This window comes from Escherichia sp. WS1450 (genome assembly GCF_046487395.1).
Classification (GTDB): Bacteria; Pseudomonadota; Gammaproteobacteria; order Enterobacterales; family Enterobacteriaceae; genus Escherichia; species Escherichia coli.
The window spans coordinates 266,400-290,203 of the sequence record NZ_JBJQJO010000003.1 but is presented as its reverse complement, the minus strand read 5'-3'; the positions used below and the strand labels follow the sequence as shown (position 1 = coordinate 290,203).

General features: G+C 52.5%; 22 protein-coding genes. 7 read left to right on the top strand and 15 right to left on the bottom strand.

The features are described from left to right. Window positions 1-26 precede the first annotated feature (26 nt). Genes ACJHYR_RS05625 through nanQ form a run of 3 tightly spaced genes read left to right on the top strand, consistent with a single transcriptional unit; the run spans window position 27 to window position 2,049 of the window. Window positions 27-716, top strand: a complete 690-nt coding sequence (locus ACJHYR_RS05625; RefSeq protein ID WP_001306034.1) for an N-acetylmannosamine-6-phosphate 2-epimerase — start codon at window positions 27-29, stop codon at window positions 714-716. After that, window positions 713-1,588: an N-acetylmannosamine kinase gene (nanK, locus tag ACJHYR_RS05620; protein WP_000209038.1), complete on the top strand. Its 876-nt coding sequence runs from the start codon at window positions 713-715 to the stop codon at window positions 1,586-1,588. Before ACJHYR_RS05625 ends, nanK begins: the two co-directional genes overlap by 4 nt. Next, window positions 1,585-2,049, top strand: a complete 465-nt coding sequence (gene nanQ, locus ACJHYR_RS05615) for an N-acetylneuraminate anomerase (protein WP_000979890.1) — start codon at window positions 1,585-1,587, stop codon at window positions 2,047-2,049. Before nanK ends, nanQ begins: the two co-directional genes overlap by 4 nt. A 59-nt stretch (window positions 2,050-2,108) precedes the next feature. Here the strand turns inward: nanQ and ACJHYR_RS05610 are convergent, their stop codons facing one another. The 3 genes from ACJHYR_RS05610 to gltB all read right to left on the bottom strand — a co-directional run bounded on the left by ACJHYR_RS05610 (window position 2,109) and on the right by gltB (window position 9,311). Then, window positions 2,109-3,236, bottom strand: coding sequence for a YhcG family protein (locus tag ACJHYR_RS05610; RefSeq protein ID WP_001586299.1), 1,128 nt, complete (start codon window positions 3,234-3,236; stop codon window positions 2,109-2,111). A 183-nt stretch (window positions 3,237-3,419) separates the two neighbouring features. Further along, the gene (gene gltD / locus ACJHYR_RS05605) at window positions 3,420-4,838 is read right to left on the bottom strand and encodes a glutamate synthase subunit GltD (protein ID WP_001521405.1); all 1,419 of its coding nucleotides are present in this window, start codon (window positions 4,836-4,838) and stop codon (window positions 3,420-3,422) included. A 12-nt stretch (window positions 4,839-4,850) separates the two neighbouring features. After that, window positions 4,851-9,311, bottom strand: coding sequence for a glutamate synthase large subunit (gltB, locus tag ACJHYR_RS05600; protein ID WP_000965039.1), 4,461 nt, complete (start codon window positions 9,309-9,311; stop codon window positions 4,851-4,853). Window positions 9,312-9,985: 674 nt separating this feature from the next. Between gltB and ACJHYR_RS05595 the strand changes: the two genes are divergently transcribed. From ACJHYR_RS05595 to mtgA, 4 genes are all read left to right on the top strand, one after another. Further along, window positions 9,986-10,915, top strand: a complete 930-nt coding sequence (locus tag ACJHYR_RS05595; protein ID WP_001306030.1) for a TIGR01212 family radical SAM protein — start codon at window positions 9,986-9,988, stop codon at window positions 10,913-10,915. Between the two features lie 95 nt (window positions 10,916-11,010). Continuing rightward, window positions 11,011-13,347 carry an aerobic respiration two-component sensor histidine kinase ArcB gene (arcB, locus tag ACJHYR_RS05590; protein WP_000809774.1) on the top strand — a complete coding sequence of 779 codons (2,337 nt, stop codon included), beginning with the start codon at window positions 11,011-11,013 and terminating at the stop codon, window positions 13,345-13,347. 229 nt (window positions 13,348-13,576) lie between these two features. Then, a complete protein-coding gene (elbB, locus tag ACJHYR_RS05585; RefSeq protein ID WP_001300411.1) occupies window positions 13,577-14,230 on the top strand; it encodes an isoprenoid biosynthesis glyoxalase ElbB in 654 nt (217 codons plus the stop codon). Beyond that, on the top strand, window positions 14,227-14,955 hold the full coding sequence (mtgA, locus tag ACJHYR_RS05580) for a monofunctional biosynthetic peptidoglycan transglycosylase (RefSeq protein WP_000047064.1): 729 nt from the start codon (window positions 14,227-14,229) through the stop codon (window positions 14,953-14,955). The genes elbB and mtgA overlap by 4 nt, the downstream gene beginning before the upstream one ends. Here the strand turns inward: mtgA and yrbL are convergent. The 12 genes from yrbL to ACJHYR_RS05520 all read right to left on the bottom strand — a co-directional run bounded on the left by yrbL (window position 14,952) and on the right by ACJHYR_RS05520 (window position 23,760). Then, complete coding sequence (gene yrbL / locus ACJHYR_RS05575) at window positions 14,952-15,584, bottom strand: PhoP regulatory network protein YrbL (protein WP_000620396.1); 633 nt, start codon at window positions 15,582-15,584, stop codon at window positions 14,952-14,954. The two genes, mtgA and yrbL, sit on opposite strands and share 4 nt — an antisense overlap. A 212-nt stretch (window positions 15,585-15,796) precedes the next feature. Continuing rightward, the gene (npr, locus tag ACJHYR_RS05570; protein WP_000216791.1) at window positions 15,797-16,069 is read right to left on the bottom strand and encodes a PTS phosphocarrier protein NPr; all 273 of its coding nucleotides are present in this window, start codon (window positions 16,067-16,069) and stop codon (window positions 15,797-15,799) included. Further along, window positions 16,066-16,920: an RNase adapter RapZ gene (gene rapZ / locus ACJHYR_RS05565; RefSeq protein WP_000243741.1), complete on the bottom strand. Its 855-nt coding sequence runs from the start codon at window positions 16,918-16,920 to the stop codon at window positions 16,066-16,068. The genes npr and rapZ overlap by 4 nt, the downstream gene beginning before the upstream one ends. 45 nt (window positions 16,921-16,965) lie before the next feature. Further along, complete coding sequence (gene ptsN, locus ACJHYR_RS05560) at window positions 16,966-17,457, bottom strand: PTS IIA-like nitrogen regulatory protein PtsN (protein ID WP_000183676.1); 492 nt, start codon at window positions 17,455-17,457, stop codon at window positions 16,966-16,968. Between the two features lie 117 nt (window positions 17,458-17,574). Next, a complete protein-coding gene (gene hpf / locus ACJHYR_RS05555; protein ID WP_001176599.1) occupies window positions 17,575-17,862 on the bottom strand; it encodes a ribosome hibernation promoting factor in 288 nt (95 codons plus the stop codon). 22 nt (window positions 17,863-17,884) lie between these two features. Further along, a complete protein-coding gene (rpoN, locus tag ACJHYR_RS05550) occupies window positions 17,885-19,318 on the bottom strand; it encodes an RNA polymerase factor sigma-54 (protein ID WP_000809051.1) in 1,434 nt (477 codons plus the stop codon). A gap of 47 nt (window positions 19,319-19,365) precedes the next feature. Next, a complete protein-coding gene (gene lptB / locus ACJHYR_RS05545) occupies window positions 19,366-20,091 on the bottom strand; it encodes an LPS export ABC transporter ATP-binding protein (RefSeq protein ID WP_000224099.1) in 726 nt (241 codons plus the stop codon). 6 nt (window positions 20,092-20,097) lie between these two features. After that, window positions 20,098-20,655 carry a lipopolysaccharide ABC transporter substrate-binding protein LptA gene (gene lptA / locus ACJHYR_RS05540; protein ID WP_000669785.1) on the bottom strand — a complete coding sequence of 186 codons (558 nt, stop codon included), beginning with the start codon at window positions 20,653-20,655 and terminating at the stop codon, window positions 20,098-20,100. After that, window positions 20,624-21,199: an LPS export ABC transporter periplasmic protein LptC gene (lptC, locus tag ACJHYR_RS05535; RefSeq protein ID WP_000030537.1), complete on the bottom strand. Its 576-nt coding sequence runs from the start codon at window positions 21,197-21,199 to the stop codon at window positions 20,624-20,626. Before lptC ends, lptA begins: the two co-directional genes overlap by 32 nt. Then, complete coding sequence (gene kdsC, locus ACJHYR_RS05530) at window positions 21,196-21,762, bottom strand: 3-deoxy-manno-octulosonate-8-phosphatase KdsC (RefSeq protein ID WP_000030006.1); 567 nt, start codon at window positions 21,760-21,762, stop codon at window positions 21,196-21,198. Before kdsC ends, lptC begins: the two co-directional genes overlap by 4 nt. A gap of 20 nt (window positions 21,763-21,782) precedes the next feature. Continuing rightward, window positions 21,783-22,769: an arabinose-5-phosphate isomerase KdsD gene (gene kdsD, locus ACJHYR_RS05525; RefSeq protein WP_001295557.1), complete on the bottom strand. Its 987-nt coding sequence runs from the start codon at window positions 22,767-22,769 to the stop codon at window positions 21,783-21,785. 13 nt (window positions 22,770-22,782) lie between these two features. Next, window positions 22,783-23,760 carry a calcium/sodium antiporter gene (locus ACJHYR_RS05520; RefSeq protein WP_000922873.1) on the bottom strand — a complete coding sequence of 326 codons (978 nt, stop codon included), beginning with the start codon at window positions 23,758-23,760 and terminating at the stop codon, window positions 22,783-22,785. Between the last annotated feature and the right edge of the window lie 44 nt (window positions 23,761-23,804).

Here is a 23,804-nt window from a genome sequence, read left to right as displayed (position 1 = left end):
CCGGGCCTTTCGCTAAGGGAAGATGTATGTCGTTACTTGCACAACTGGATCAAAAAATCGCTGCTAACGGTGGCCTGATTGTCTCCTGCCAGCCGGTTCCGGACAGCCCGCTCGATAAACCCGAAATCGTCGCCGCCATGGCATTAGCGGCAGAACAGGCGGGCGCGGTTGCCATTCGCATTGAAGGTGTGGCAAATCTGCAAGCCACGCGTGCGGTGGTGAGCGTGCCAATTATCGGGATTGTGAAACGCGATCTGGAGGATTCTCCGGTACGCATCACGGCCTATATTGAAGATGTTGATGCGCTGGCGCAGGCGGGCGCTGACATTATCGCCATTGACGGCACTGACCGACCGCGTCCGGTGCCTGTTGAAACGCTGCTGGCACGTATTCACCATCACGGTTTACTGGCGATGACCGACTGCTCAACGCTGGAAGACGGCCTGGCATGCCAAAAGCTGGGAGCCGAAATTATTGGCACTACGCTTTCTGGCTATACCACGCCTGAAACGCCAGAAGAGCCGGATCTGGCGCTGGTGAAAACGTTGAGCGACGCCGGATGTCGGGTGATTGCCGAAGGGCGTTACAACACGCCTGCTCAGGCGGCAGATGCGATGCGCCACGGCGCGTGGGCGGTGACGGTCGGTTCTGCCATTACGCGTCTTGAACACATTTGTCAGTGGTACAACACAGCGATGAAAAAGGCGGTGCTATGACCACGCTGGCGATAGATATCGGCGGTACTAAACTTGCCGCCGCGCTGATTGGCGCTGACGGGCAGATCCGCGATCGTCGTGAACTTCCTACGCCAGCCAGCCAGACACCAGAAGCCTTGCGTGATGCCTTATCCGCATTAGTCTCTCCGTTGCAAGTTCATGCGCAGCGGGTTGCTATCGCTTCAACCGGAATTATTCGCGACGGCAGCTTATTGGCGCTAAATCCGCATAATCTCGGTGGATTACTACACTTTCCGTTAGTTAAAACACTGGAGCAGCTTACCGATTTGCCGACCATTGCCATTAACGACGCGCAGGCCGCAGCATGGGCGGAGTATCAGGCGCTGGAAGGCGATATAACCGAGATGGTGTTTATCACCGTTTCCACTGGCGTCGGCGGCGGTGTAGTGAGCGGCGGCAAACTGCTTACCGGCCCTGGAGGTCTGGCGGGGCACATCGGGCATACGCTTGCCGATCCGCATGGTCCAGTCTGCGGCTGTGGACGCACAGGTTGCGTGGAGGCGATTGCTTCTGGTCGCGGCATTGCGGCGGCGGCGCAAGGGGAGTTGGCTGGTGCGAATGCGAAAACTATTTTCACGCACGCTAGGCAGGGCGATGAGCAGGCGCAGCAACTGATTCACCGTTCCGCACGTACGCTTGCAAGGCTGATCGCTGATATTAAAGCCACAACTGATTGCCAGTGCGTGGTGGTCGGTGGCAGCGTTGGTCTGGCAGAGGGGTATCTGGCGCTGGTGGAAACGTATCTGGCGCAGGAGCCAGCGGCATTTCATGTTGATTTACTGGCGGCGCACTACCGCCACGATGCAGGTTTACTTGGGGCTGCGCTGTTGGCCCAGGGAGAAAAATTATGATGATGGGTGAAGTACAGTCATTACCGTCTGCCGGATTGCATCCTGCGTTACAGGACGCGTTAACACTAGCCTTAGCCGCCAGGCCGCAAGAAAAAGCACCGGGTCGTTACGAATTACAGGGCGACAATATCTTTATGAATGTCATGACGTTTAACACTCAATCGCCCGTTGAGAAAAAAGCGGAGCTGCACGAGCAATACATTGATATCCAGCTGTTATTAAACGGTGAGGAACGGATTCTGTTTGGCACGGCAGGCACTGCGCGTCAGTGTGAAGAGTTCCACCATGAGGATGATTACCAGCTTTGCAGCGCCATTGAGAACGAGCAAGTCATCATCTTAAAACCGGGAATGTTCGCCGTGTTTATGCCGGGAGAACCGCATAAACCAGGATGCGTTGTCGGCGAACCTGATGAGATTAAAAAGGTTGTGGTGAAGGTTAAGGCTGATTTAATGGCTTAAAACTTAGTTCGTTTTAAAGATTCTGCAGACACTGTCTGCAGAATTCGAAACCGCTGAAATTAACGGCGTCTATAGCCTTCCTCCAGCACCGCCTGTGTTCGAACGAGTTCATCCGCGAGTCGTTTTTCATCAGGTAGTTGCATCTTATATTCGCTCGCCAGAACGGTGTTAGGCAAACCTGCCAGAGCATAATGTGCTTCTCCGGCTCCTTTCTCTGCACAGAGAACCAGACCGATGGGCGGATTTTCATCCGGTAGCGTCCAGTGCTCTTTGGCGTAGTTGAGATACATATTCATCTGTCCGGCATCGCTATAGCTAAATTTGCCCACTTTTAGATCGACGATTAGCAGGCAGCGTAAACGGCGGTGGAAAAACAGCAGATCGACCCGAAACCAGTTGTCATCAATGCGTAACCTTCGCTGCCGACCAACAAAGGCAAAATCATCCCCAAGTTCCAGCATGAAATCCATCAGGTGGTTGATCAGCGCCTCCTCAAAATCAGATTCTGAGTATTCATCTTTCAACTCCAGAAATTCGAGCACAAAGGGATCGCGTATCGCATGTTGCGGAAGAATATGCATCTCGGCAGGAGCGTGTTGTTGCAGCATGGCTGATTTATCATGTGACAGTAGTGTTCGCTCATAAAATTGGGTCGCAATTTGCCGCTCTAGCTGGCGGACAGACCAACCACAGCGGAGCGTCTCTTTTTCATAAAAGCTGCGGGCGTCAGCGTTTTTAACGGAAAGTAGACGGACGTAGGTGGACCAGGGCAGGGGGAAAGATTTGGCAGACAGCGTCTGCCAAATCTTTGCCGATGGGAATTCTGCAGACGGTGTCTGCGGCATTCCCAATGGTGTTAATTCGCCAGACACTGTCTGGCGAATTTCAACATGTTGAAAAAAGAGGTAAAAAAGCCTCATTTGGCGTAAGTTTTTTGCAGAGAACCCACGCTTATACCTTAGACTTAAATCCTTTGATAGTCGCTTGATTAGCTGCGCACCATACGCAGCCCTGGCCTCGCCACCTTGTTCAAATTCGACAATTCGTCGGCCAATTTCCCAGTACGTCGCGGTCATTAACGCGTTAACGCTACGTACCGTTTCCGTTCGGGCGCTATCGACCAGATGAATAATGCCGTCGTGGATTTGCTGGTAGCCTGCTGTGGTTCCTTCTGAGAGCGATTCCATTATCTGTCCCTTAATATGGCGCAGTGTTGAATAATGGAATCAGCTATACGCCGGGCATCTGCCGGTAACAATCCAGATGTGCGTATTACATTGGTTTTCTTCAGATTATGCGAGGCGCTTTCCAGAACGAAAGGAGAATTTCAGCGCCGACTCTTTTCTGAGGAGGCGGCGCTGGGACAGAGCTTAAACTTCCAGCCAGTTCATAATGCCGTCTGCCGCTTTGCGACCTTCGGCGATGGCGGTAACGACCAGATCGGAACCACGGACGATATCGCCGCCAGCAAAGATTTTCGGGTTACTGGTCTGGAAGGCATTGTCGTTGCCTTCTGGGGCGATGATGCGACCTTGCGAATCCAGCTCGACGCTGTGTTTCGCCAGCCATTCCATGCTGTGTGGGCGGAAACCAAACGCCATGATCACCGCATCTGCCGGAACGATATGTTCGGAACCTGCCACGATCTCCGCGCGGCGACGGCCTTTGGCATCCGGTTCGCCCATTTCGGTACGTACCATTTTTACGCCGCTGACTTTGCCGTTACCGTTCACTTCAATCCCCAGTGGCTGGACATTGAATTTGAACTCTACACCTTCTTCTCGCGCGTTTTTCACTTCGCGGCGGGAACCTGGCATGTTCTCTTCATCACGACGATAGGCACAGGTAACGTGCTTCGCTCCCTGGCGTACAGACGTACGCACGCAGTCCATCGCAGTGTCGCCACCGCCAAGTACCACCACGCGTTTGCCTTCCATGCTGACGAACGGTTCTTCGCGGGTTTCGCCAAAGCCCATTAACTGTTTGGTGTTGGCGATAAGGAACGGCAGCGCTGCGTACACGCCATCGGCGTCTTCGTTTTCCAGCCCGCCGCGCATTGACTGATAAGTCCCGACGCCAAGGAACACGGCATCGTAATCACTCAGCAGATCGTCCAGCTGTACGTCGCGGCCCACTTCGGTATTGAGTTTGAATTCAATACCCATGCCGGTGAAGATTTCACGGCGGCGCGTCATTACCTCTTTTTCCAGCTTGAAAGCCGGAATACCGAAGGTCAGCAATCCGCCAATTTCCGGATGACGGTCGAAGACAACCGCTTTTACGCCGTTGCGCGTCAGCACATCCGCACACGCCAGACCCGCCGGGCCTGCACCGATAATCGCTACTTTTTTACCGGTCTGTTTCACGCCAGATATATCCGGACGCCAGCCCATTTCGAACGCTTTATCATTGATATAACGCTCAATGTTGCCGATGGTCACTGCGCCAAACTCATCGTTCAGGGTGCAGGAACCTTCGCACAGACGGTCTTGCGGGCAGACACGTCCGCACACTTCCGGCAGGGTATTGGTCTGATGCGACAGTTCCGCCGCTTCAAAAATACGCCCCTCGTTGGCGAGCTTCAGCCAGTTCGGGATGTAGTTGTGTACCGGGCATTTCCACTCGCAGTATGGGTTGCCGCACGACAGGCAGCGGTCAGCCTGCGCTTTGGCCTGGCCTTCGGAAAACGGCTCGTAAATTTCAACAAACTCAATTTTGCGGATCTTCAGCGGTTTCTTTGGCGGATCAACGCGCTGCAGGTCGATAAATTGATAAACATTCTGACTCATTGTTGCTACCCCTTACTGCGCCTGCACGCGCAACTCTGCTGCGCTACGACTACGGTGACCCAGCAGTGCTTTTACATCACTGGACTTCGGTTTAACCAGCGCAAATTTAGTGGCGAAGGTTGACCAGTTCGCCAGAATCTCTTCACCACGCTGAGAGCCAGTATGCTGAACATGCTCGGTGATAAGACCACGCAGATGCTCTTCATGGATCGCCAGATCGTCAACGCTTAAGACCTCGACCAGTTCCGGGTTAACGCGTTTGCGGAAATCGCCGCTTTCATCGAGAACGTAAGCGAAGCCTCCGGTCATACCCGCGCCGAAATTCACGCCGGTTTTACCCAGAATACAGACAATACCGCCCGTCATATATTCACAGCCATTGTCGCCAATGCCTTCTACCACGGTGATAGCACCGGAGTTACGTACGCCGAAACGTTCACCCGCGCGGCCTGCGGCATACAGACGACCTCCGGTCGCGCCATACAGGCAGGTGTTGCCGATAATGCTTGCTTCATGGCTGCGGAAGGCTGAGCCAACCGGAGGGCGAATGGCGATTAAGCCGCCCGCCATGCCTTTACCGACATAGTCGTTGGCATCACCGGTCAGGTACAGTTCCACGCCGCCCGCGTTCCACACGCCGAAGCTCTGGCCTGCGGTGCCGTTGAAGTACGCCTTGATCGGATCGGCAGCCAGCCCCTGATCGCCGTGCGTCTGGGCGATATAGCCTGAAAGCGATGCGCCGACAGAACGGTCGGTGTTGCGGATATCGAACCAGAAGGTTTTGCTCTGGCGTTCATCGACAAACGGTTTTGCCTGTTGCAGCAACTGCGCGTTCAGTAGGCCGTTATCAAACGGCGGGTTGTTTTCGGTGCAGTAGAGTGCCTTACCTGCATGTGGCTCGGCAGTTTCCAGCAGCTTCGACAGCGCCAGTTTCTGCTGTTTGGCGGTGAAACCGTCCAGCTCTTTCAGCAGGTCGGTGCGACCAATCAGATCCACCAGACGCGTTACCCCCAGCTGTGCCATCAGCTCGCGGGTTTCACGTGCGATAAACTCAAAGTAATTCGTCACCTTGAACGGCAGGCCGTGATAGTGATTCTTACGCAGTTTGTCATCCTGAGTTGCTACACCCGTGGCGCAGTTGTTCAGGTGGCAAATACGCAGATATTTACAGCCGAGCGCCACCATCGGGCCAGTGCCGAAGCCGAAGCTTTCTGCGCCGAGAATCGCCGCTTTGATGATATCGACACCCGTTTTCAGGCCGCCATCAACCTGCAAACGAATTTTATGACGTAAACCGTTGGCAACCAGCGCCTGTTGGGTTTCCACCAGGCCGAGTTCCCACGGACAGCCTGCATATTTCACCGATGAAAGCGGACTTGCGCCGGTGCCGCCATCATAGCCTGCGATGGTGATTAAATCGGCATAAGCTTTTGCCACGCCAGTCGCGATGGTGCCTACTCCCGGTTCGGAAACTAGCTTCACGGAGATCATCGCTTTCGGGTTAACCTGCTTGAGGTCGAAAATAAGCTGCGCTAAGTCTTCGATAGAGTAGATATCGTGGTGCGGCGGCGGGGAGATCAGCGTCACTCCGGGCACCGAATAGCGCAGTTTGGCGATGTAAGGAGTGACTTTGTCGCCCGGCAACTGACCGCCTTCGCCCGGCTTCGCACCCTGGGCGACTTTAATCTGAATGACGTCAGCATTGACCAGGTACGCCGGAGTAACGCCGAAGCGACCAGAAGCCACCTGCTTGATGCGCGACACTTTGTTAGTGCCGTAGCGCGCCGGATCTTCACCACCTTCACCGGAGTTAGAGTTGCCGCCGATGCTGTTCATCGCTTCAGCCAGCGCCTCGTGGGCTTCCGGGCTTAACGCGCCGATAGACATCGCAGCGGTATCGAAGCGTTTAAACAGTTCGCTTGCCGGTTCAACATCGGCAATGTTGACTGCGTTTTCACCCGGCGTAATTGCCAGCAGATCGCGTAGCGTGGTTGCCGGACGCTCATTAACCAGCTTCGCGTATTCCTGATAGTCGCTATACTCGCCGCTTTGTACCGCCTGCTGCAGTGTGCGCACCACGTCCGGGTTGTAGGCGTGGTATTCGCCGCCGTGCACGTATTTCAGCAGGCCGCCCTGGCTGATGGGCTTGCGCGCCAGCCAGGCACGTTTCGACAGATTCAGCAGATCCTGCTGGAAGTCTTCAAAGCTCGCCCCGCCAATGCGGCTAACCGCGCCCTGGAAGCACAGGCCTACGACATCATCGTGCAGACCGACCGCTTCAAACAGTTTCGAGCAGCGGTAAGAGGCGATGGTGGAGATGCCCATTTTGGACATGATTTTGTACAAGCCTTTGTTGATGCCGTTACGGTAGTTGAGCATCACGGTACGATAATCTTTGGCAATCGCGTGGGTGTCTACCAGGCGGCCCAGCGTTTCATAGGCAAGGTACGGATAAATAGCCGTCGCACCGAAGCCCAGCAACACGGCGAAATGGTGCGGATCGCGGGCGCTGGCGGTTTCGACGATGATGTTGGCATCGCAACGCAAGCTTTGATCGACCAGACGGGTCTGGATCGCGCCAACCGCCATCGGAGCCGGAACCGGCAGGCGATCTTTAGCGATATTCCGGTCGGAGAGCACCAGCAGCACAGTGCCGCTACGTACCATTTTTTCGGCTTTGTCGCACAGCTCTTTGACCGTCGCTTCGAGCGTGGTTTTAGTGACGTCAAAGGTGATATCCAGTGTATCTGCGCGGTAGTGCTCCTCTTTCATCGTCGTGAGCTGTTTGAAATCGGAATAGAGCAGAATCGGCGATTTAAAACTTAAACGGTGCGCCTGGCCCTCTGCTTCACAGAAGACGTTCATTTCACGACCAATGCTGGTGGCGAGCGACATAACATGCGCTTCACGCAGCGGGTCGATTGGCGGGTTAGTCACCTGGGCAAACTGCTGGCGGAAGTAGTCGTAAATAATGCGCGGCTGACTGGAGAGCACGGCGAATGGGGTGTCGTCGCCCATCGAACCGACCGCTTCCTGACCGTTTTCGCCCAGTACGCGAATTACGGAGTCCAGCTCTTCCGCGCTGTAGTTAAACTGTTTCTGGTAACTGGCAAGTGTGTCGTCGTCCAGTTCGCGGCTACCTACTTCTTCATCGGGCAGATCTTCAAACGGTACCAGTCGGCGGACGTTTTTCTCCATCCACTCTTTATATGGATGACGGCTTTTCAGATCGTCATCGGTTTCTGCCGAGTGCAGAATGCGCCCACTGCGGGTGTCGATAACCATCAGTTCGCCTGGCCCGACGCGGCCTTTTTCGACCACTTCGTCAGGCTGATAATCCCAGATACCAACTTCAGAGGCGCAGGTGATGAGCTTATCTTTGGTGATGACATAGCGTGCCGGACGCAGACCGTTACGGTCGAGGTTACAGGCGGCAAAACGACCGTCAGACATCACGATGCCCGCCGGGCCATCCCACGGCTCCATATGCATGGAGTTAAAGTCAAAGAAGGCACGCAGTTCCGGGTCCATATCCGGATTGTTCTGCCAGGCGGGTGGTACTAACAGACGCATGGCGCGGATGATATCCATCCCACCTGCCAGCAGCAGTTCCAGCATGTTATCCATGGAACTGGAGTCAGAGCCGGTTTCGTTGACGAACGGCGCGGCGTCGTGCAGGTCAGGGATCAGCGGCGTCTGGAATTTATAGGTACGCGCACGCGCCCATTGGCGGTTGCCGGTGATGGTGTTGATTTCACCGTTATGCGCCAGGTAGCGGAACGGCTGCGCCAGCGGCCAGCGCGGTACGGTGTTAGTGGAAAAGCGCTGGTGAAACAGGCAGATGGCCGATTCCAGACGCAGGTCCGCGAGGTCCAGGTAGAAGCGCGGCAGATCCGCCGGCATACACAGACCTTTATAGATGTTCACCAGATTCGACAGGCTACAGACGTAGAAGTCTTTGTCGGCTTCGAGACGCTTTTCAATGCGGCGGCGGGCGATAAACAGACGGCGCTCCATATCGCGCGGACGCCAGCCTGCCGGGGCGTTCACAAAAATTTGCTCAATGCGTGGCAGAGAGGAGAGGGCGATTTCACCCAGCACGCCTTCGTTAGTGGGGACATCACGCCAGCCCACAATCGACAACGTTTCGCGTTGCAGCTCTTCTTCAACGATGCGGCGTGCGGCAGCAGCGAGTTCAGGATCTTTATTCAGGAATAGCATCCCGACGGCGTAGTTTTTTGCTAAACGCCAGCCGCGCTCCTGCGCAACGATGCGAAAAAAGCGATCCGGTTTTTGTAACAGCAAGCCGCAACCGTCACCGGTTTTACCATCGGCGAGAATCGCGCCACGGTGCTGCATGCGGGCCAGTGCGTGTATTGCAGTACGCACTACCTTGTGGCTAGGTTCGCCTTCTATGTGGGCGATCAGGCCGAAACCACAGTTATCCCTCTCAAGGGATTTATCGTACAACATATCGTGAACCTCCCCCAGGCTCTGCGGGAACCCCACTTCCGAACCGCTGCGCACGGGCACAGAAAGAGCGTGGCGACGGGGGTTGCGTGTCATACGCGCGCCTCGCATTCGCCCCCTTGTTGTCCTTTTCGCATCGGTTAATACGGTGAAGAGGGGATCTCAATTACTGCATAAATATGATGAGCAGGCTGCTCATCCAGAAAGCTTCCAGCGGATTTCCAACTTATCGGGAAAGCTGATACAGGTCAAATGGCAAGCTTATTGGTACAGAAATGTGCTTTAGCGCAAAATTCTTTATTAATTATCTGAAATTAAAGTGGATTTTCTATTTAAGGCTAAAAGGGGCGTCGTTAGAGAAACAGCCAATTCCTGACTGTCATAAAGGCGTGTTAACCCTTATCCTGCCTTGAACTGACGAGAAAACCAGCATTTTATACTGCCTTAATTGGTAATAACGTTTCATGCTACTGTTTTTGCCTAAAATCCATAAGGAGATAAAAAAATCTGACACAAGATAAGCAAAAGTGATTTATGTGATTGTGCATGAAATTTCGGTAATTTTGATTGATTATGCAGTTGATAAAAGCAGGCCGGGACGATTGATCCAGGTCATCGCCGAATTGGGCTAAAAATGGCAGGCTTTGGCCTCTTTTCAAGGCGCGGTCTATCAGATTATGCAGTTACAGAAATTAGTCAATATGTTTGGTGGTGATCTCACCCGTCGTTATGGGCAAAAGGTGCATAAGCTGACGCTGCACGGTGGTTTTAGCTGCCCTAACCGTGACGGTACCATCGGGCGTGGTGGCTGCACATTCTGTAATGTTGCCTCGTTTGCCGATGAAGCGCAGCAACATCGTTCCATTGCCGAACAACTGGCGCACCAGGCGAATTTAGTTAACCGCGCTAAACGCTATCTGGCCTACTTTCAGGCGTATACCAGCACCTTTGCGGAAGTTCAGGTGCTGCGTTCTATGTATCAGCAGGCGGTGAGCCAGGCCAATATTGTCGGTTTGTGTGTTGGTACCCGCCCGGACTGCGTGCCGGATGCAGTGCTGGATCTGCTTTGTGAATATAAAGACCAGGGCTACGAAGTGTGGCTGGAGCTGGGGCTACAAACCGCCCACGACAAAACGCTACATCGCATTAATCGCGGTCATGATTTTGCCTGCTATCAGCGCACGACGCAGCTGGCGCGTGAGCGCGGGCTGAAGGTGTGTTCTCACTTAATTGTCGGCCTGCCTGGCGAAGGGCAGGCTGAATGTTTGCAAACGCTGGAGCGAGTGGTTGAAACCGGCGTGGACGGCATAAAGCTGCATCCGCTGCATATAGTAAAAGGCAGCATTATGGCGAAAGCCTGGGAAGCGGGGCGTTTGAATGGTATTGAACTGGAGGATTACACGCTCACTGCCGGAGAAATGATTCGCCATACGCCACCGGAAGTGATCTACCACCGCATTTCCGCCAGCGCCCGTCGCCCGACGTTACTTGCTCCGCTGTGGTGCGAAAATCGATGGACGGGAATGGTCGAGCTGGATCGTTATCTGAATGAACATGGCGTACAGGGATCGGCGCTGGGACGTCCGTGGCTACCTCCAACGGAGTAGGCCATTGAGGGGAATTCCGCATTTCTCACACAATTTATAACGTAACTGTCAGAATTGGGTATTATTGGGGCAGGTTGTCGTGAAGGAATTCCCTAATGAAGCAAATTCGTCTGCTGGCGCAGTATTATGTTGACCTGATGATGAAGTTAGGTCTGGTGCGCTTCTCAATGTTGCTGGCGCTGGCCCTCGTCGTTCTTGCCATTGTGGTACAAATGGCGGTAACCATGGTGCTGCATGGTCAGGTCGAAAGCATTGATGTTATTCGTTCTATCTTCTTTGGTTTGCTGATTACGCCGTGGGCGGTCTACTTTCTATCGGTGGTCGTCGAGCAACTGGAGGAGTCACGGCAACGTCTGTCACGGCTGGTGCAAAAACTGGAGGAGATGCGCGAGCGCGATTTGAGCCTCAACGTTCAGTTAAAAGATAATATTGCCCAGCTAAATCAGGAAATCGCCGTTCGTGAAAAAGCGGAAGCAGAACTGCAGGAAACCTTCGGCCAACTGAAAATTGAAATCAAAGAGCGCGAAGAGACACAAATTCAGCTCGAGCAGCAATCCTCATTCTTACGTTCCTTCCTTGATGCTTCACCCGACCTGGTTTTTTATCGTAACGAAGATAAAGAGTTTTCCGGCTGTAACCGCGCGATGGAGCTGCTGACCGGAAAAAGCGAAAAACAACTGGTTCACCTGAAACCTGCTGATGTTTACTCACCGGAAGCCGCTGCGAAAGTCATTGAAACCGATGAAAAAGTGTTCCGTCATAATGTGTCACTGACCTATGAGCAGTGGCTGGATTATCCCGACGGACGCAAAGCCTGCTTTGAAATCCGTAAAGTGCCGTACTACGACCGCGTGGGTAAACGTCACGGTTTGATGGGCTTTGGTCGCGACATTACCGAGCGTAAGCGGTATCAGGATGCACTTGAACGCGCCAGCCGCGACAAAACGACGTTTATTTCCACCATCAGTCACGAATTGCGTACACCGCTGAACGGTATCGTCGGCCTGAGCCGCATTCTGCTGGATACCGAACTCACCGCCGAGCAGGAAAAATATCTCAAAACCATCCATGTTTCGGCCGTCACGCTGGGGAATATCTTCAACGATATTATCGACATGGATAAGATGGAACGGCGTAAGGTCCAGCTTGATAATCAGCCGGTTGATTTCACCAGCTTCCTTGCCGATCTGGAAAATCTCTCCGCCTTGCAGGCGCAACAAAAAGGATTGCGCTTTAACCTGGAGCCTACGCTGCCATTACCGCATCAGGTCATTACCGACGGGACGCGTTTACGGCAGATCCTGTGGAATCTCATCAGTAACGCCGTCAAATTCACCCAGCAAGGCCAGGTTACCGTGCGCGTGCGCTACGATGAAGGCGATATGCTGCATTTTGAAGTGGAAGACTCTGGTATCGGCATTCCGCAGGATGAGCTGGATAAAATCTTTGCCATGTATTACCAGGTGAAAGACAGTCATGGCGGTAAACCTGCCACCGGCACCGGTATTGGTCTGGCCGTTTCTCGTCGTCTGGCGAAAAATATGGGCGGCGATATTACGGTTACCAGCGAACAGGGCAAAGGTTCTACCTTTACGTTGACGATCCACGCACCGTCGGTGGCTGAAGAGGTCGATGATGCGTTTGATGAAGACGATATGCCTTTACCGGCGCTGAATGTGCTGCTGGTGGAAGACATTGAACTGAACGTGATTGTCGCGCGTTCTGTGCTGGAAAAATTAGGTAACAGCGTTGATGTCGCCATGACCGGCAAGGCGGCGCTGGAGATGTTTAAACCGGGCGAATACGACCTGGTATTGCTGGATATTCAGTTGCCAGATATGACCGGGCTGGATATCTCTCGTGAACTGACGAAGCGTTATCCGCGCGAGGATTTACCGCCGCTGGTGGCCTTAACCGCTAACGTGCTGAAAGACAAGCAAGAGTACCTCAATGCTGGAATGGATGATGTGCTGAGTAAGCCGCTTTCTGTTCCGGCGCTAACCGCGATGATCAAGAAATTCTGGGATACCCAGGATGATGAGGAAAGTACGGTGACGACAGAAGAGAACAGTAAATCAGAAGCATTGCTCGATATTCCCATGCTGGAACAGTATCTCGAACTTGTAGGACCGAAGCTGATCACCGACGGGTTAGCGGTGTTTGAGAAGATGATGCCGGGCTATGTCAGCGTGCTGGAGTCGAATCTGACGGCGCAGGATAAAAAAGGCATTGTTGAGGAAGGACATAAAATTAAAGGTGCGGCGGGGTCAGTGGGGTTACGCCATCTGCAACAGCTGGGTCAGCAAATTCAGTCTCCTGACCTTCCCGCCTGGGAAGATAACGTCGGTGAATGGATTGAAGAGATGAAAGAAGAGTGGCGTCACGACGTAGAAGTACTGAAAGCGTGGGTGGCAAAAGCCACTAAAAAATGACCCCGGCTAGACCGGGGTGCGCGAATACTGCGCCAACACCAGGGAAATCTTGGCTGCGCCGTAAATTATTATGATGAGTTACAAGGGCACAGCACTGTTTTTCAGGCCGCACGCAGTTAAGATAGCAAAACTTAAATGATTTGTTACATGAATCAGTTAAATGTGTGATGCGTAGCATTTTTATTAAAAAAATTAATGTGTTTCAGTCAATTGCGAAAGGATGATCACAATGAAGAAAATTGGCGTAATTCTGAGCGGATGCGGCGTCTATGACGGTTCTGAAATTCATGAAGCGGTGTTGACGTTGTTAGCTATTTCACGCAGCGGTGCGCAGGCGGTCTGCTTTGCACCGGATAAGCAGCAGGTTGATGTTATCAACCATTTAACGGGCGAAGCGATGACGGAAACGCGCAATGTGCTGATTGAAGCGGCACGAATAACGCGCGGTGAAATCCGTCCTCTGGCCCAGGCCGATGCCGCTGAACTGGATGCGTTGATTGTGCCGGGGGGTTTTGGCGCGGCGAAGAATTTAAGCAATTTTGCCAGTCTTGGTAGCGAATGCACCGTTGACCGTGAATTAAAGGCGCTGGCACAAGCGATGCATCAGGCCGGAAAACCGCTTGGTTTTATGTGTATTGCCCCGGCGATGCTGCCGAAAATTTTCGATTTCCCGCTGCGTTTGACCATCGGTACTGATATCGATACCGCAGAAGTGCTGGAAGAGATGGGCGCGGAGCATGTGCCGTGTCCTGTCGATGATATCGTGGTTGATGAAGACAATAAGATTGTCACCACCCCGGCATATATGCTGGCGCAGAACATTGCAGAAGCGGCGAGCGGCATTGATAAGCTGGTTTCCCGCGTGCTGGTCCTGGCGGAATGAGTAAAAGCCGCTTAACGGTGTTTAGTTTCATTCGCCGTTTTCTTCTGCGGTTAATGGTTGTCCTCGCCGTTTTCTGGGGCGGGGGCATTGCGTTGTTTAGCGTTGCGCCTGTTCCTTTCTCTGCGGTAATGGTCGAGCGGCAAGTCAGCGCCTGGCTGCATGGCAATTTTCGTTACGTGGCACATTCTGACTGGGTCAACATGGATCAAATCTCGCCGTGGATGGGACTGGCGGTGATTGCCGCAGAAGATCAGAAGTTTCCTGAGCACTGGGGCTTTGATGTCGCTTCCATTGAGCAAGCCCTGGCGCACAACGAACGCAATGAAAACCGTATTCGCGGTGCGTCGACGATTTCTCAGCAGACAGCCAAAAATCTCTTTTTATGGGATGGGCGCAGCTGGGTTCGAAAAGGGCTGGAAGCCGGATTAACGCTGGGGATAGAAACTGTCTGGAGCAAAAAGCGTATCCTGACGGTTTACCTGAATATCGCCGAATTTGGCGACGGTGTGTTTGGCGTCGAAGCTGCGGCACAACGTTATTTCCACAAACCCGCGAGCAAACTTACCCGCTCGGAAGCTGCATTACTGGCTGCTGTATTACCTAATCCACTTCGTTTCAAAGTCTCCGCGCCATCGGGCTACGTGCGTAGCCGTCAGGCGTGGATTTTACGGCAGATGTATCAGTTAGGCGGTGAGTCGTTTATGCAACAACACCAGCTGGATTAAGCTTCGCGCGAAGTGAGGGTCAGCGTTTTGCTTTCACGAGGTTGCAGATCTTTCTGCAGGGCAATAGTCAGCGCCGGTTGGGCGATAAATCGTTTCCATAACCGCTCTTGCTTACGCAGACAACACCACTTCGACCAGGTCGCCAGTGGAATCAATGTGCTTTCACCAATGTTGTCGCAGACGACGGGGATAACCTCTGACTCACTGATGCGGTGACAGAGGATATTCTGCGGCTTCAGCGACATCGTCACGATACGGTTATCCTGCAAATAACGCTTCAGCTGTTTCAGTAGCTGGCGCAGTTGTGCAATGTCTTCTTCGTAACGGCATTGTGCAGCAAATTCGGTCAGCGTAATGGAGGGTTTGCCGTCAAAATCTGCAATCACATCGTAGACATAACCGGTTCCGCAATCCGTCTCAACGGTACCGTGATAGCGCGGTATTCCACTCCAGTCTTTTAACCGGCGACCAAGATGCGCGTAGTACTTTAACTCACGGCGGATCTCTTTATCGCCACCATCGCCACGATGGTAGACAATCTTGATACAGCGTTGGGCATCTTCCGGATGCGCATAACATTTCCGATGTCTTCCGGTGCCCAGGGGACTCTGTTCAGATAAGCGAATCATGCCATCTCCTGGAAATATTTTCTGACGATCTCCAGTATGGTCGATTAACTTAAACAAAACCTAAACAATGCCTCTTAAGGTTTTCTTAAGGTTCTTCTGAAAGTGAAAAGCGCACAAAATGTACAAATGACGTTGATTGAGAACGATTTCAGTACGCGCTTTTCTTATTGCCGGGGGAGCTTGAAGGGATTTGAATGTCAAAGTGATGAAGATTAATCTTCATCAAAACCAGAGTTAAAGAGGGCGATAACGGCGGCCAGTGCTTCCTCTTCCTGTGGACCGGTCGCTTCAACTTCAATCTGCCGTCCTTTGGCAGAATCCAACATCAGCAGCGCAATAACGCTGTTGGCTTCAGCCTCGGTGCCTTCGTCATTACGTAACAGCACTTCAGCGTCAAAACCCTGCATTAATTCAAACAGCTTCATTGCAGGCCGGGCATGCATGCCCAGCTTGTTTGTGATTTCAACAGTTTGCTTGACGGTCATGGTTTACGTTTTTCCAGCGTCCGATGGCGTGACTGGACGTTTTTACCGCGCGAGCGGAAGTAGTCTGCCAGTTGCTCTGCAATATACACCGAACGGTGCTTCCCGCCGGTACAACCAATGGCGACCGTCAGGTAGCTACGGTTGTTGGTTTCCAGCATAGGTAACCATAGCTCAAGATAGCTTCGCGTCTGGTAGATAAAATTGTGTACTTCTGTGTGGCGGTCGAGGAACGCGGCGACAGGTTTATCAAGACCTGTCATTGGACGCAGTTTCGGATCCCAGTGCGGGTTCGGCAAGAAGCGCACGTCAAAGACGTAATCTGCATCGATAGGGATACCGTGTTTGAAGCCGAAAGACTCAAAGACCATTGTCAGTTCGCGTTCACGTTTACCCAGCAGACGGGTACGCAGCATTTCAGCCAGCTCGTGAACGGACATTTCTGAGGTATCGACAATCAGATCCGCTCGCGAACGCAGAGGCTCCAGCAAATCGCTTTCTTTGTCGATAGCACTTTCCAGCGACAGGTTTTTGCTGGAAAGCGGATGCAGTCGGCGCGTGTCACTGTAACGACGAATTAAGGTATTACGGTCGGCATCCAGGAACAGGAGTTGCGGTGAGAAAGCGTCAGGCAGGTTACTCATCGCCTGTTCGAATATTTCTGGTGACTCCGGCATATTACGAACATCAATGCTGACGGCGGCAGAAATCTCGCGATCGGCCAGGGTTCGAGCCAGATCGGGTAACAACACTACGGGAAGGTTATCCACGCAGTAAAAACCCATATCTTCCAGCGCACGCAGGGCGACAGATTTACCTGAACCTGAACGTCCGCTGACGATCATCAGTACCATGTACTGTTTCTCCTCACAACGTCTAAAAGAGACATTACCGAATAACTACGCTTCATCCGGAGTACCTTCGGTATCCGTAATGATTTGATACAGCTCTTCATCGCTCTGGGCTGCGCGTAAACGGCGGCAGATGGTTTTGTCCGCCAGACGTTTCGCCACCAGTGACAGAGTATGCAGGTGCGTTTTAGTTTGGTCTGCCGGCACCAGCAGGGCAAAAAGTAAGTCCACCGGTTGGTTGTCGATGGCATCGAAAGCTATAGGCGTTTCGAGCTGAACGAAAACGCCAACGGCGCGCAGAGTATCTTCTTCCAGTTTGCCATGCGGAATGGCAATACCATTGCCGATACCGGTACTGCCCATTTTTTCCCGCGTCAGGATAGCTTCAAAAACCACCTGAGGCGGCAGACTAAGTTGTTTCGCCGCCAGCTCGCTGATGATTTCCAGGGCGCGTTTTTTGCTCTGACAGTGGACGCGGCTTCGCGTACATTCCCTGTTAAGAACACTGCTAAGCTGTAGAGTTGTATCATTATTTGTCATAATTTCACCTAAGAACCTGCCCACTCAAACAGTGGAACAGGCTCGGAGCATTAACCGTACAAATGGCCCGTTGTGCCGCACAACAGGCCGCCATGCACATGCTAATTGCCCGGACAATTAGTGTTGTTTCAGTTTATCTTTATGTTTGGTCAACTGGCGTGCCAGCTTATCAATTAAGCCATCAATGGCAGCGTACATGTCCTGACCTTCCGCGCTGGCATGAATTTCACCACCGTTTACATGCAGTGTTGCATCTGAGGTGTGGGTGACTTTCTCCACTTTCAGAACAACATAGACCTGGTTGATTCGGTCAAAATATTGCTCAAGTTTGGCAAATTTGGCTGTAACAAATTCGCGCAGTGCCTCGGTGATCTCGACGTTATTTCCGGTAATGTTGAGCTGCATAGTGTCTTCCTTATCGGTTGGGTCAAACGAGCTGTTTACGCTGGTTTGACGGCGGAATGGATAAAGACTCTCGGTACTTCGCAACAGTGCGGCGTGCCACCATGATACCTTGTTCCGACAGCAAAGAGGTTAACTTGCTGTCGCTCAATGGTTTCGCTGGGTTTTCCGCCGCGATTAATTTCTTCACCAGCGCACGAATCGCCGTGGAGGAAGCTTCGCCGCCGCCCTCGGTATTGACGTGACTGGAAAAGAAATACTTCAGTTCAAAAATGCCTCGTGGACTATGCAGGTATTTTTGCGTGGTCACGCGAGATATCGTCGATTCATGCATTTCGACAGCCTGGGCGATATCGGCCAGTACCATCGGTTTCATATATTCTTCACCTTGCTCAAAGAAGGCTTGCTGCTGTTCAACGATACAGCGACTCACGCGCAGTAGCGTATCGTTACGGCTTTCCAGACTCTTGATCAACCATTTGGCATCCTGCAGATTGCTGCGGATAAACTGGCTATCACCATCGTTGCGCGCGTTATTGCACATCGAGGCGTAGTGCTGGTTGATTTGCAGACGCGGAATGCTGTCACTGTTGAGTTCTACCGTCCAGTGACCGTTATGCTTACGCACCAGCACATCTGGAATGACATACTCAGGTTCGCCCGTCTGGATCGACTGCCCGGGGCGCGGATCGAGCGACTGGATCAGATTGACGGCTTCTTTCAGCACATCTTCTTTCAGACGCGTGACGCGCATTAAAGTGCGGAAGTCGTGATTGGCTAACAGATCGAGATGATCGCTAATAATCAGTCTGGCCTCTTCCAGCCACGGCGTGGTTTTATCGAATTGGGAGAGTTGGATCAACAGGCAGTCACGCAGATCTTTTGCCGCCACACCGACCGGATCAAACCGTTGGATCCGCTTAAGGACGGCTTCAACTTCGTCGATGTCGATCTCTTCATCGCCCATACTTTCGAGAATATCTTCCAGCGGGACAGTCAGATAACCGGTGTCATCAACGGCATCGACGATAGAGGTAGCAATGGCGCGGTCAGTATCGGAAAACGGTGTCAGCTCGACCTGCCACATCAGGTAATCCTGCAAGGTCTGCGTCGTTTCGCCCTGATAGACCGGCAGCTCGTCGTCAATGTAGTCACCGCTGGTGCCGGATGGTGTACCAGCGGTGTAAATGGTGTCCCAACTGGCATCGAGCGGCAGCTCTTCCGGCATCTCTTTTTGTTCGAGCGCGTCGGCGGTGTCCAGTGTTTCACTGTCTTGCGTTTCGCGGGTGTCGATTTCTTCATGAGTGTCGATTTGCTCAAGCAGCGGATTACTCTCCAGCGCCTGCTGTAGCTCCTGCTGAAGTTCCAGCGTCGACAACTGCAACAGACGAATTGCCTGTTGGAGCTGTGGCGTCATCGCCAGTTGTTGGCTAAGCCTGAGTTGCAAACCTTGCTTCATGTTCAGAATCGTACTCTCCTGCTAAAACGTCGCAAACTTCTACCCTATCAGAGTCTGAAGTCTTCCCCAAGGTATACACGCTTAACGTGTTCGTCTTGTAAGATTTCTGTAGGCGTGCCGTGGGCGATCAAATGCCCCTGACTGACGATATAAGCGCGTTCACAAACCGCCAGTGTTTCACGCACGTTGTGGTCAGTGATCAGTACGCCCAGGCCGCTGTCGCGCAGGTGCTCAATGATGCGTTTAATGTCGATAACCGAGATCGGGTCAACCCCGGCAAACGGTTCGTCGAGCAGAATAAATTTCGGATTCGCAGCCAGTGCGCGGGCAATTTCTACACGGCGACGTTCACCCCCGGAGAGTGACTGCCCCATGCTGTCACGCAGGTGCTCAATGTGAAACTCTTCCATCAGCTCGTTCGCGCGGTCTTCACGTTGTTCAGCAGACAAGTCGTCACGAATTTGCAGTACCGCCATCAGGTTATCGTAAACGCTGAGGCGACGGAAAATGGAGGCTTCCTGTGGCAGATAGCCGATACCGCGGCGCGCGCGTGCATGCAGAGGCAGCAGACTGATATCGTCATCATCAATAATGATGTTGCCCGCATCGCGCGGCACAATGCCTACAACCATGTAGAAAGTGGTGGTCTTACCGGCACCGTTTGGCCCCAGCAGACCGACAATTTCCCCGGAGTTGACGGTCAGGCTGACGTCTTCTACCACGCGACGGCCTTTATAGGCTTTTGCAAGGTTCTTTGCAGTTAATGTTGCCATAACGAATTAATTACCCTTCTTCTGTGCCGGGGTCTGGCCTTTGTTGTTTTTGTCCTGCAGCTGCGACGGCACCAGAACGGTGGTTACACGCTTACCTTTGTCGCTGAAAGCCTGCATTTTCTGCTCTTTCACCAGGTAAGTGATCTTATCGCCCTTAATGTTGCTATCGACCTGCTGCAGATAAGCATTACCCGTCAGAACGACAAAATCTTTTGCCAGTTCGTAGTGCATCTGGGAAGCGTGACCTTCAACGGGTTTACCATTGTCCTGCATCTGGTAGAACGTTGCCGGTTTACCGTAGCCGTCAATCACTTCTTTACCTTGTTCGCCGCCCGGACGGGTAACGACCACTTTGTCGGCATTAATTTTGATGGTGCCCTGGGTGACGATGACATTACCGGTAAAGGTAACCACGTTGCCTTGCATATCAAGAGATTGCTGGTCCGATTCAATGTGGATCGGCTGATCAGTGTCTCCGGTTACGGCAAATGCCGGAATGCTGGCGGCCAGAAGTGAGCTGGCAAGCACAAGATTAAGGCTGAGTTTGTTTGTTTTGAATTTCATAGGATGTTCTAACCTTTTCAATCAGCTCGGCGTTCTTGCTGCGTAAGTTGCCGCGCATTTTCAGACCGCTGGAGTTAAATGTTGTTCCGTATAACGTGACGAGGTCTTCAGAGGTAACATCCTGCGTCACCAGATTGATCTGCGCGTTATCCGTCGTGATTCTGCGAAGTTGAGAGTCCGGCACAAGTGCGTTGACTTCAACGTGTCCATATAAATAGAGCATCCGGTCATTGGTCAGCTTGGCTTTATCTGCTTTTACGGACCATGTCGGGATTTTATCCTTATCAAACGTGGTAAGTACCGGCTGCGTAAACCACGAAACGGCCTGATCGGAATAATATTCAACATGTTGAGCAATCAATCGATAGCTTAGTGCCCCTTCTGGGTTATAGACGAGCGTGTCCGTATGCTCGCTTTTATAGGTGGGATCATTGTTGTTGACGACCACCTGGGCGGTATCGTCTTTTTCGGCCATATTAATGCCGATCATCACCAGAACCGCCAGTGATAGCACAATGATAACCCAACGTCTGGCTTTACTCATATCGATTGCCCTTTGGCTTCATCCAGTTTGCCCTGCGCCAGGAGTAATAAGTCGCAAACTTCACGCACTGCACCACGACCGCCAGCAATGCGCGTCACGTAATCGGCGCGCGGGAGCAACAGTGGATGCGCATCGGCCACGGCGACGCTTAAACCCACTTTTTCCATTACCGGCCAGTCGATGAGATCATCGCCGACATAAGCAACATTTTCCGGGGCAATCGCCAGTTTTTCCAGCAAATCGCTAAAGGCGATCAGTTTGTTTGACTGCCCCTGATACAAGTGAGTGATCCCCAATGTGGCACAACGATCTTCTACCAGTTTAGCCTTTCGCCCGGTAATGATAGCGACTTCAATATCAGAGGTGAGCGCACAACGAATGCCATAACCGTCACGAACATTGAACGCTTTCAGCTCTTCGCCATTATTGCCCATATAAATCAGGCCATCTGACAGTACGCCATCGACATCGAGGATCAGCAGACGAATGTTCTCTGCTTTTGCTATAACGTCGGCGCTGACAGGGCCGTAACAGGTCGCAAGCGACGCACCTGCTTTGCTCATTGTTGTTTATCCTTGAATCTTTACACTACGCCTGCACGCAGTAAATCATGCATATGTAACACACCGAGTAAATGGTCGCCATCGGCAACCATCACGGAGGTGATATGGCGGGACTGCATTAAGTTCAGTGCCTCAACGGCCAGAATGCCAGGGCGCACGCGTATTCCCCCCGGCGTCATAACATCGGCAATACTTAACTGACGAACATCCACGCCCATATCGAAGACACGGCGTAAATCACCGTCGGTAAAGATGCCTTCAATCATCATATTGTCATCGCAAATGACAGTCATACCAAGATTTTTGCGGGTAACTTCCAGCAATGCGTCACGCAGACTGGCCGTTTTCTTAACATGCGGGATCTCATCGCCCGTATGCATAATATCGTTTACGCGCAGCAGAAGTTTACGACCCAGTGCGCCGCCTGGATGTGAGAGCGCAAAATCTTCAGCAGTAAAGCCGCGTGCTTTTAACAGCGCGACAGCGAGGGCATCGCCCATAACCAGCGTGGCGGTGGTGCTGCTGGTCGGTGCCAGCCCTAACGGACAGGCTTCTTTCGCTACTTTAACACACAGATGCACATCTGCGGCGCGCGCCATGCTGCTCTCCGGGCGACCGGTGATGCAGATTAACGGTACGTGAAGACGCTTAAGCACTGGAATTAAGGCCGTGATTTCGCTGGATTCACCTGAGTTAGAGATAGCAATCACCACATCCTGTGGGGTGACCATGCCTAAATCACCATGCGCGGCTTCACCAGGATGGACGAAAAATGAAGGTGTACCGGTGCTGGCAAACGTTGCCGCCATTTTGCGCCCAATATGCCCCGATTTCCCCATCCCCATGACGACAACTTTCCCTTTACACCAGAACATCTTTTCACAGGCAAGCGTGAAATTCTGATTGATGTATTGATCAAGCTCCGCCAGGCATTCACGTTCAATCGCCAGGACTTCTTTACCTGCTTGCTGAAAGTCAAAACCCGGTTGTAACTCTACGTGCGACATAATGCGTTTCCAGTTATTCAACGAGTATTGGCGATAACCAGTACAACATCGCCAGCCATACGATAAATCCGCCAGTTAATAATACCCCTACACCACGGCCCGATTGCGGGGAGCGCCGCCAGCACAGCAACGCAAAAATAATGCTCACCAGCAACATCACGCTGTAGTCACGACTGTACGCCAGTGGATCAATCTCTCCTGGCGTTATCAGCGCGGGTAAACCCAACACGATGACAATATTAAAAATGTTTGCGCCAATGATATTTCCGACAGCAATGTCGTTTTCACCTTTGCGAACCCCCGCTATTGCGGTTGCCAGTTCCGGTAAGCTGGTTCCGATAGCAATTGCCGTCAGCCCCATCGTCAACTCGCTGATGGCAAAGTAATTCGCCAGCACCGTGGCGTTATCAACCACCATCCGCGTGGCCACTGGCATGATGATAAGCGCAATGCCGAGCCATAAAAACGCGACGGGCAATCCGCCGTCACGAGGCAGCTCTGCAAGCTGCTCTCTGGTCAGGCTGTCAGTCCCCTGACGTTCAGCCTGACGTGCAAGTTTAACAATGAACAGCAGCCATAGCACAGCCAGAAAGAGGAGAAAGATACCATCGCTTCGACTAAGTTGTCCGTCATAGAGTACGGAACCGGCCACCACGCTGACCAACAACATTAAGGGTAATTCACGGCGTAGAACATCAGAATGGACGGTAAAAGGACGAACCAGCGCAGCCAGACCGAGGATCAGCAATATATTGATAATGTTTGAGCCGAGGGCTGTACCAACGGCTAAATCGCGTTGTTCGTGCAGAGACGCGGCAAGCGAGACGATGATTTCTGGTAACGATGTACCAATACTGACCACCGTCATGCCGATGATCAGCGGCGGGATGCCAAAGGTTCGGCAAAGAATAGACGCGGCAAAAACCAGGCGGTCGGCACTGTAAACGACCAAAAGTAAACCAACAATTAACAGTGCCGTAGCTAAAAGCATCTAACGTCCTTTCTTCAGGTATACTCGCCGGTCCGCTGAAGATT

Coding starts and splice junctions, on each gene's coding strand:
- kdsC (WP_000030006.1), bottom strand. CDS start 21,762: ATGAGCAAAGCAGGTGCGTCGCTTGCGACCTGTTACGGCCCTGTCAGC.
- mtgA (WP_000047064.1), top strand. CDS start 14,227: ATGAGTAAAAGCCGCTTAACGGTGTTTAGTTTCATTCGCCGTTTTCTT.
- npr (WP_000216791.1), bottom strand. CDS start 16,069: ATGACCGTCAAGCAAACTGTTGAAATCACAAACAAGCTGGGCATGCAT.
- nanK (WP_000209038.1), top strand. CDS start 713: ATGACCACGCTGGCGATAGATATCGGCGGTACTAAACTTGCCGCCGCG.
- rpoN (WP_000809051.1), bottom strand. CDS start 19,318: ATGAAGCAAGGTTTGCAACTCAGGCTTAGCCAACAACTGGCGATGACG.
- nanQ (WP_000979890.1), top strand. CDS start 1,585: ATGATGATGGGTGAAGTACAGTCATTACCGTCTGCCGGATTGCATCCT.
- rapZ (WP_000243741.1), bottom strand. CDS start 16,920: ATGGTACTGATGATCGTCAGCGGACGTTCAGGTTCAGGTAAATCTGTC.
- ACJHYR_RS05610 (WP_001586299.1), bottom strand. CDS start 3,236: ATGGAATCGCTCTCAGAAGGAACCACAGCAGGCTACCAGCAAATCCAC.
- lptA (WP_000669785.1), bottom strand. CDS start 20,655: ATGAAATTCAAAACAAACAAACTCAGCCTTAATCTTGTGCTTGCCAGC.
- elbB (WP_001300411.1), top strand. CDS start 13,577: ATGAAGAAAATTGGCGTAATTCTGAGCGGATGCGGCGTCTATGACGGT.
- ACJHYR_RS05520 (WP_000922873.1), bottom strand. CDS start 23,760: ATGCTTTTAGCTACGGCACTGTTAATTGTTGGTTTACTTTTGGTCGTT.
- ptsN (WP_000183676.1), bottom strand. CDS start 17,457: ATGACAAATAATGATACAACTCTACAGCTTAGCAGTGTTCTTAACAGG.
- gltB (WP_000965039.1), bottom strand. CDS start 9,311: ATGTTGTACGATAAATCCCTTGAGAGGGATAACTGTGGTTTCGGCCTG.
- ACJHYR_RS05595 (WP_001306030.1), top strand. CDS start 9,986: ATGCAGTTACAGAAATTAGTCAATATGTTTGGTGGTGATCTCACCCGT.
- kdsD (WP_001295557.1), bottom strand. CDS start 22,769: ATGTCGCACGTAGAGTTACAACCGGGTTTTGACTTTCAGCAAGCAGGT.
- gltD (WP_001521405.1), bottom strand. CDS start 4,838: ATGAGTCAGAATGTTTATCAATTTATCGACCTGCAGCGCGTTGATCCG.
- lptC (WP_000030537.1), bottom strand. CDS start 21,199: ATGAGTAAAGCCAGACGTTGGGTTATCATTGTGCTATCACTGGCGGTT.
- ACJHYR_RS05625 (WP_001306034.1), top strand. CDS start 27: ATGTCGTTACTTGCACAACTGGATCAAAAAATCGCTGCTAACGGTGGC.
- yrbL (WP_000620396.1), bottom strand. CDS start 15,584: ATGATTCGCTTATCTGAACAGAGTCCCCTGGGCACCGGAAGACATCGG.
- lptB (WP_000224099.1), bottom strand. CDS start 20,091: ATGGCAACATTAACTGCAAAGAACCTTGCAAAAGCCTATAAAGGCCGT.
- hpf (WP_001176599.1), bottom strand. CDS start 17,862: ATGCAGCTCAACATTACCGGAAATAACGTCGAGATCACCGAGGCACTG.
- arcB (WP_000809774.1), top strand. CDS start 11,011: ATGAAGCAAATTCGTCTGCTGGCGCAGTATTATGTTGACCTGATGATG.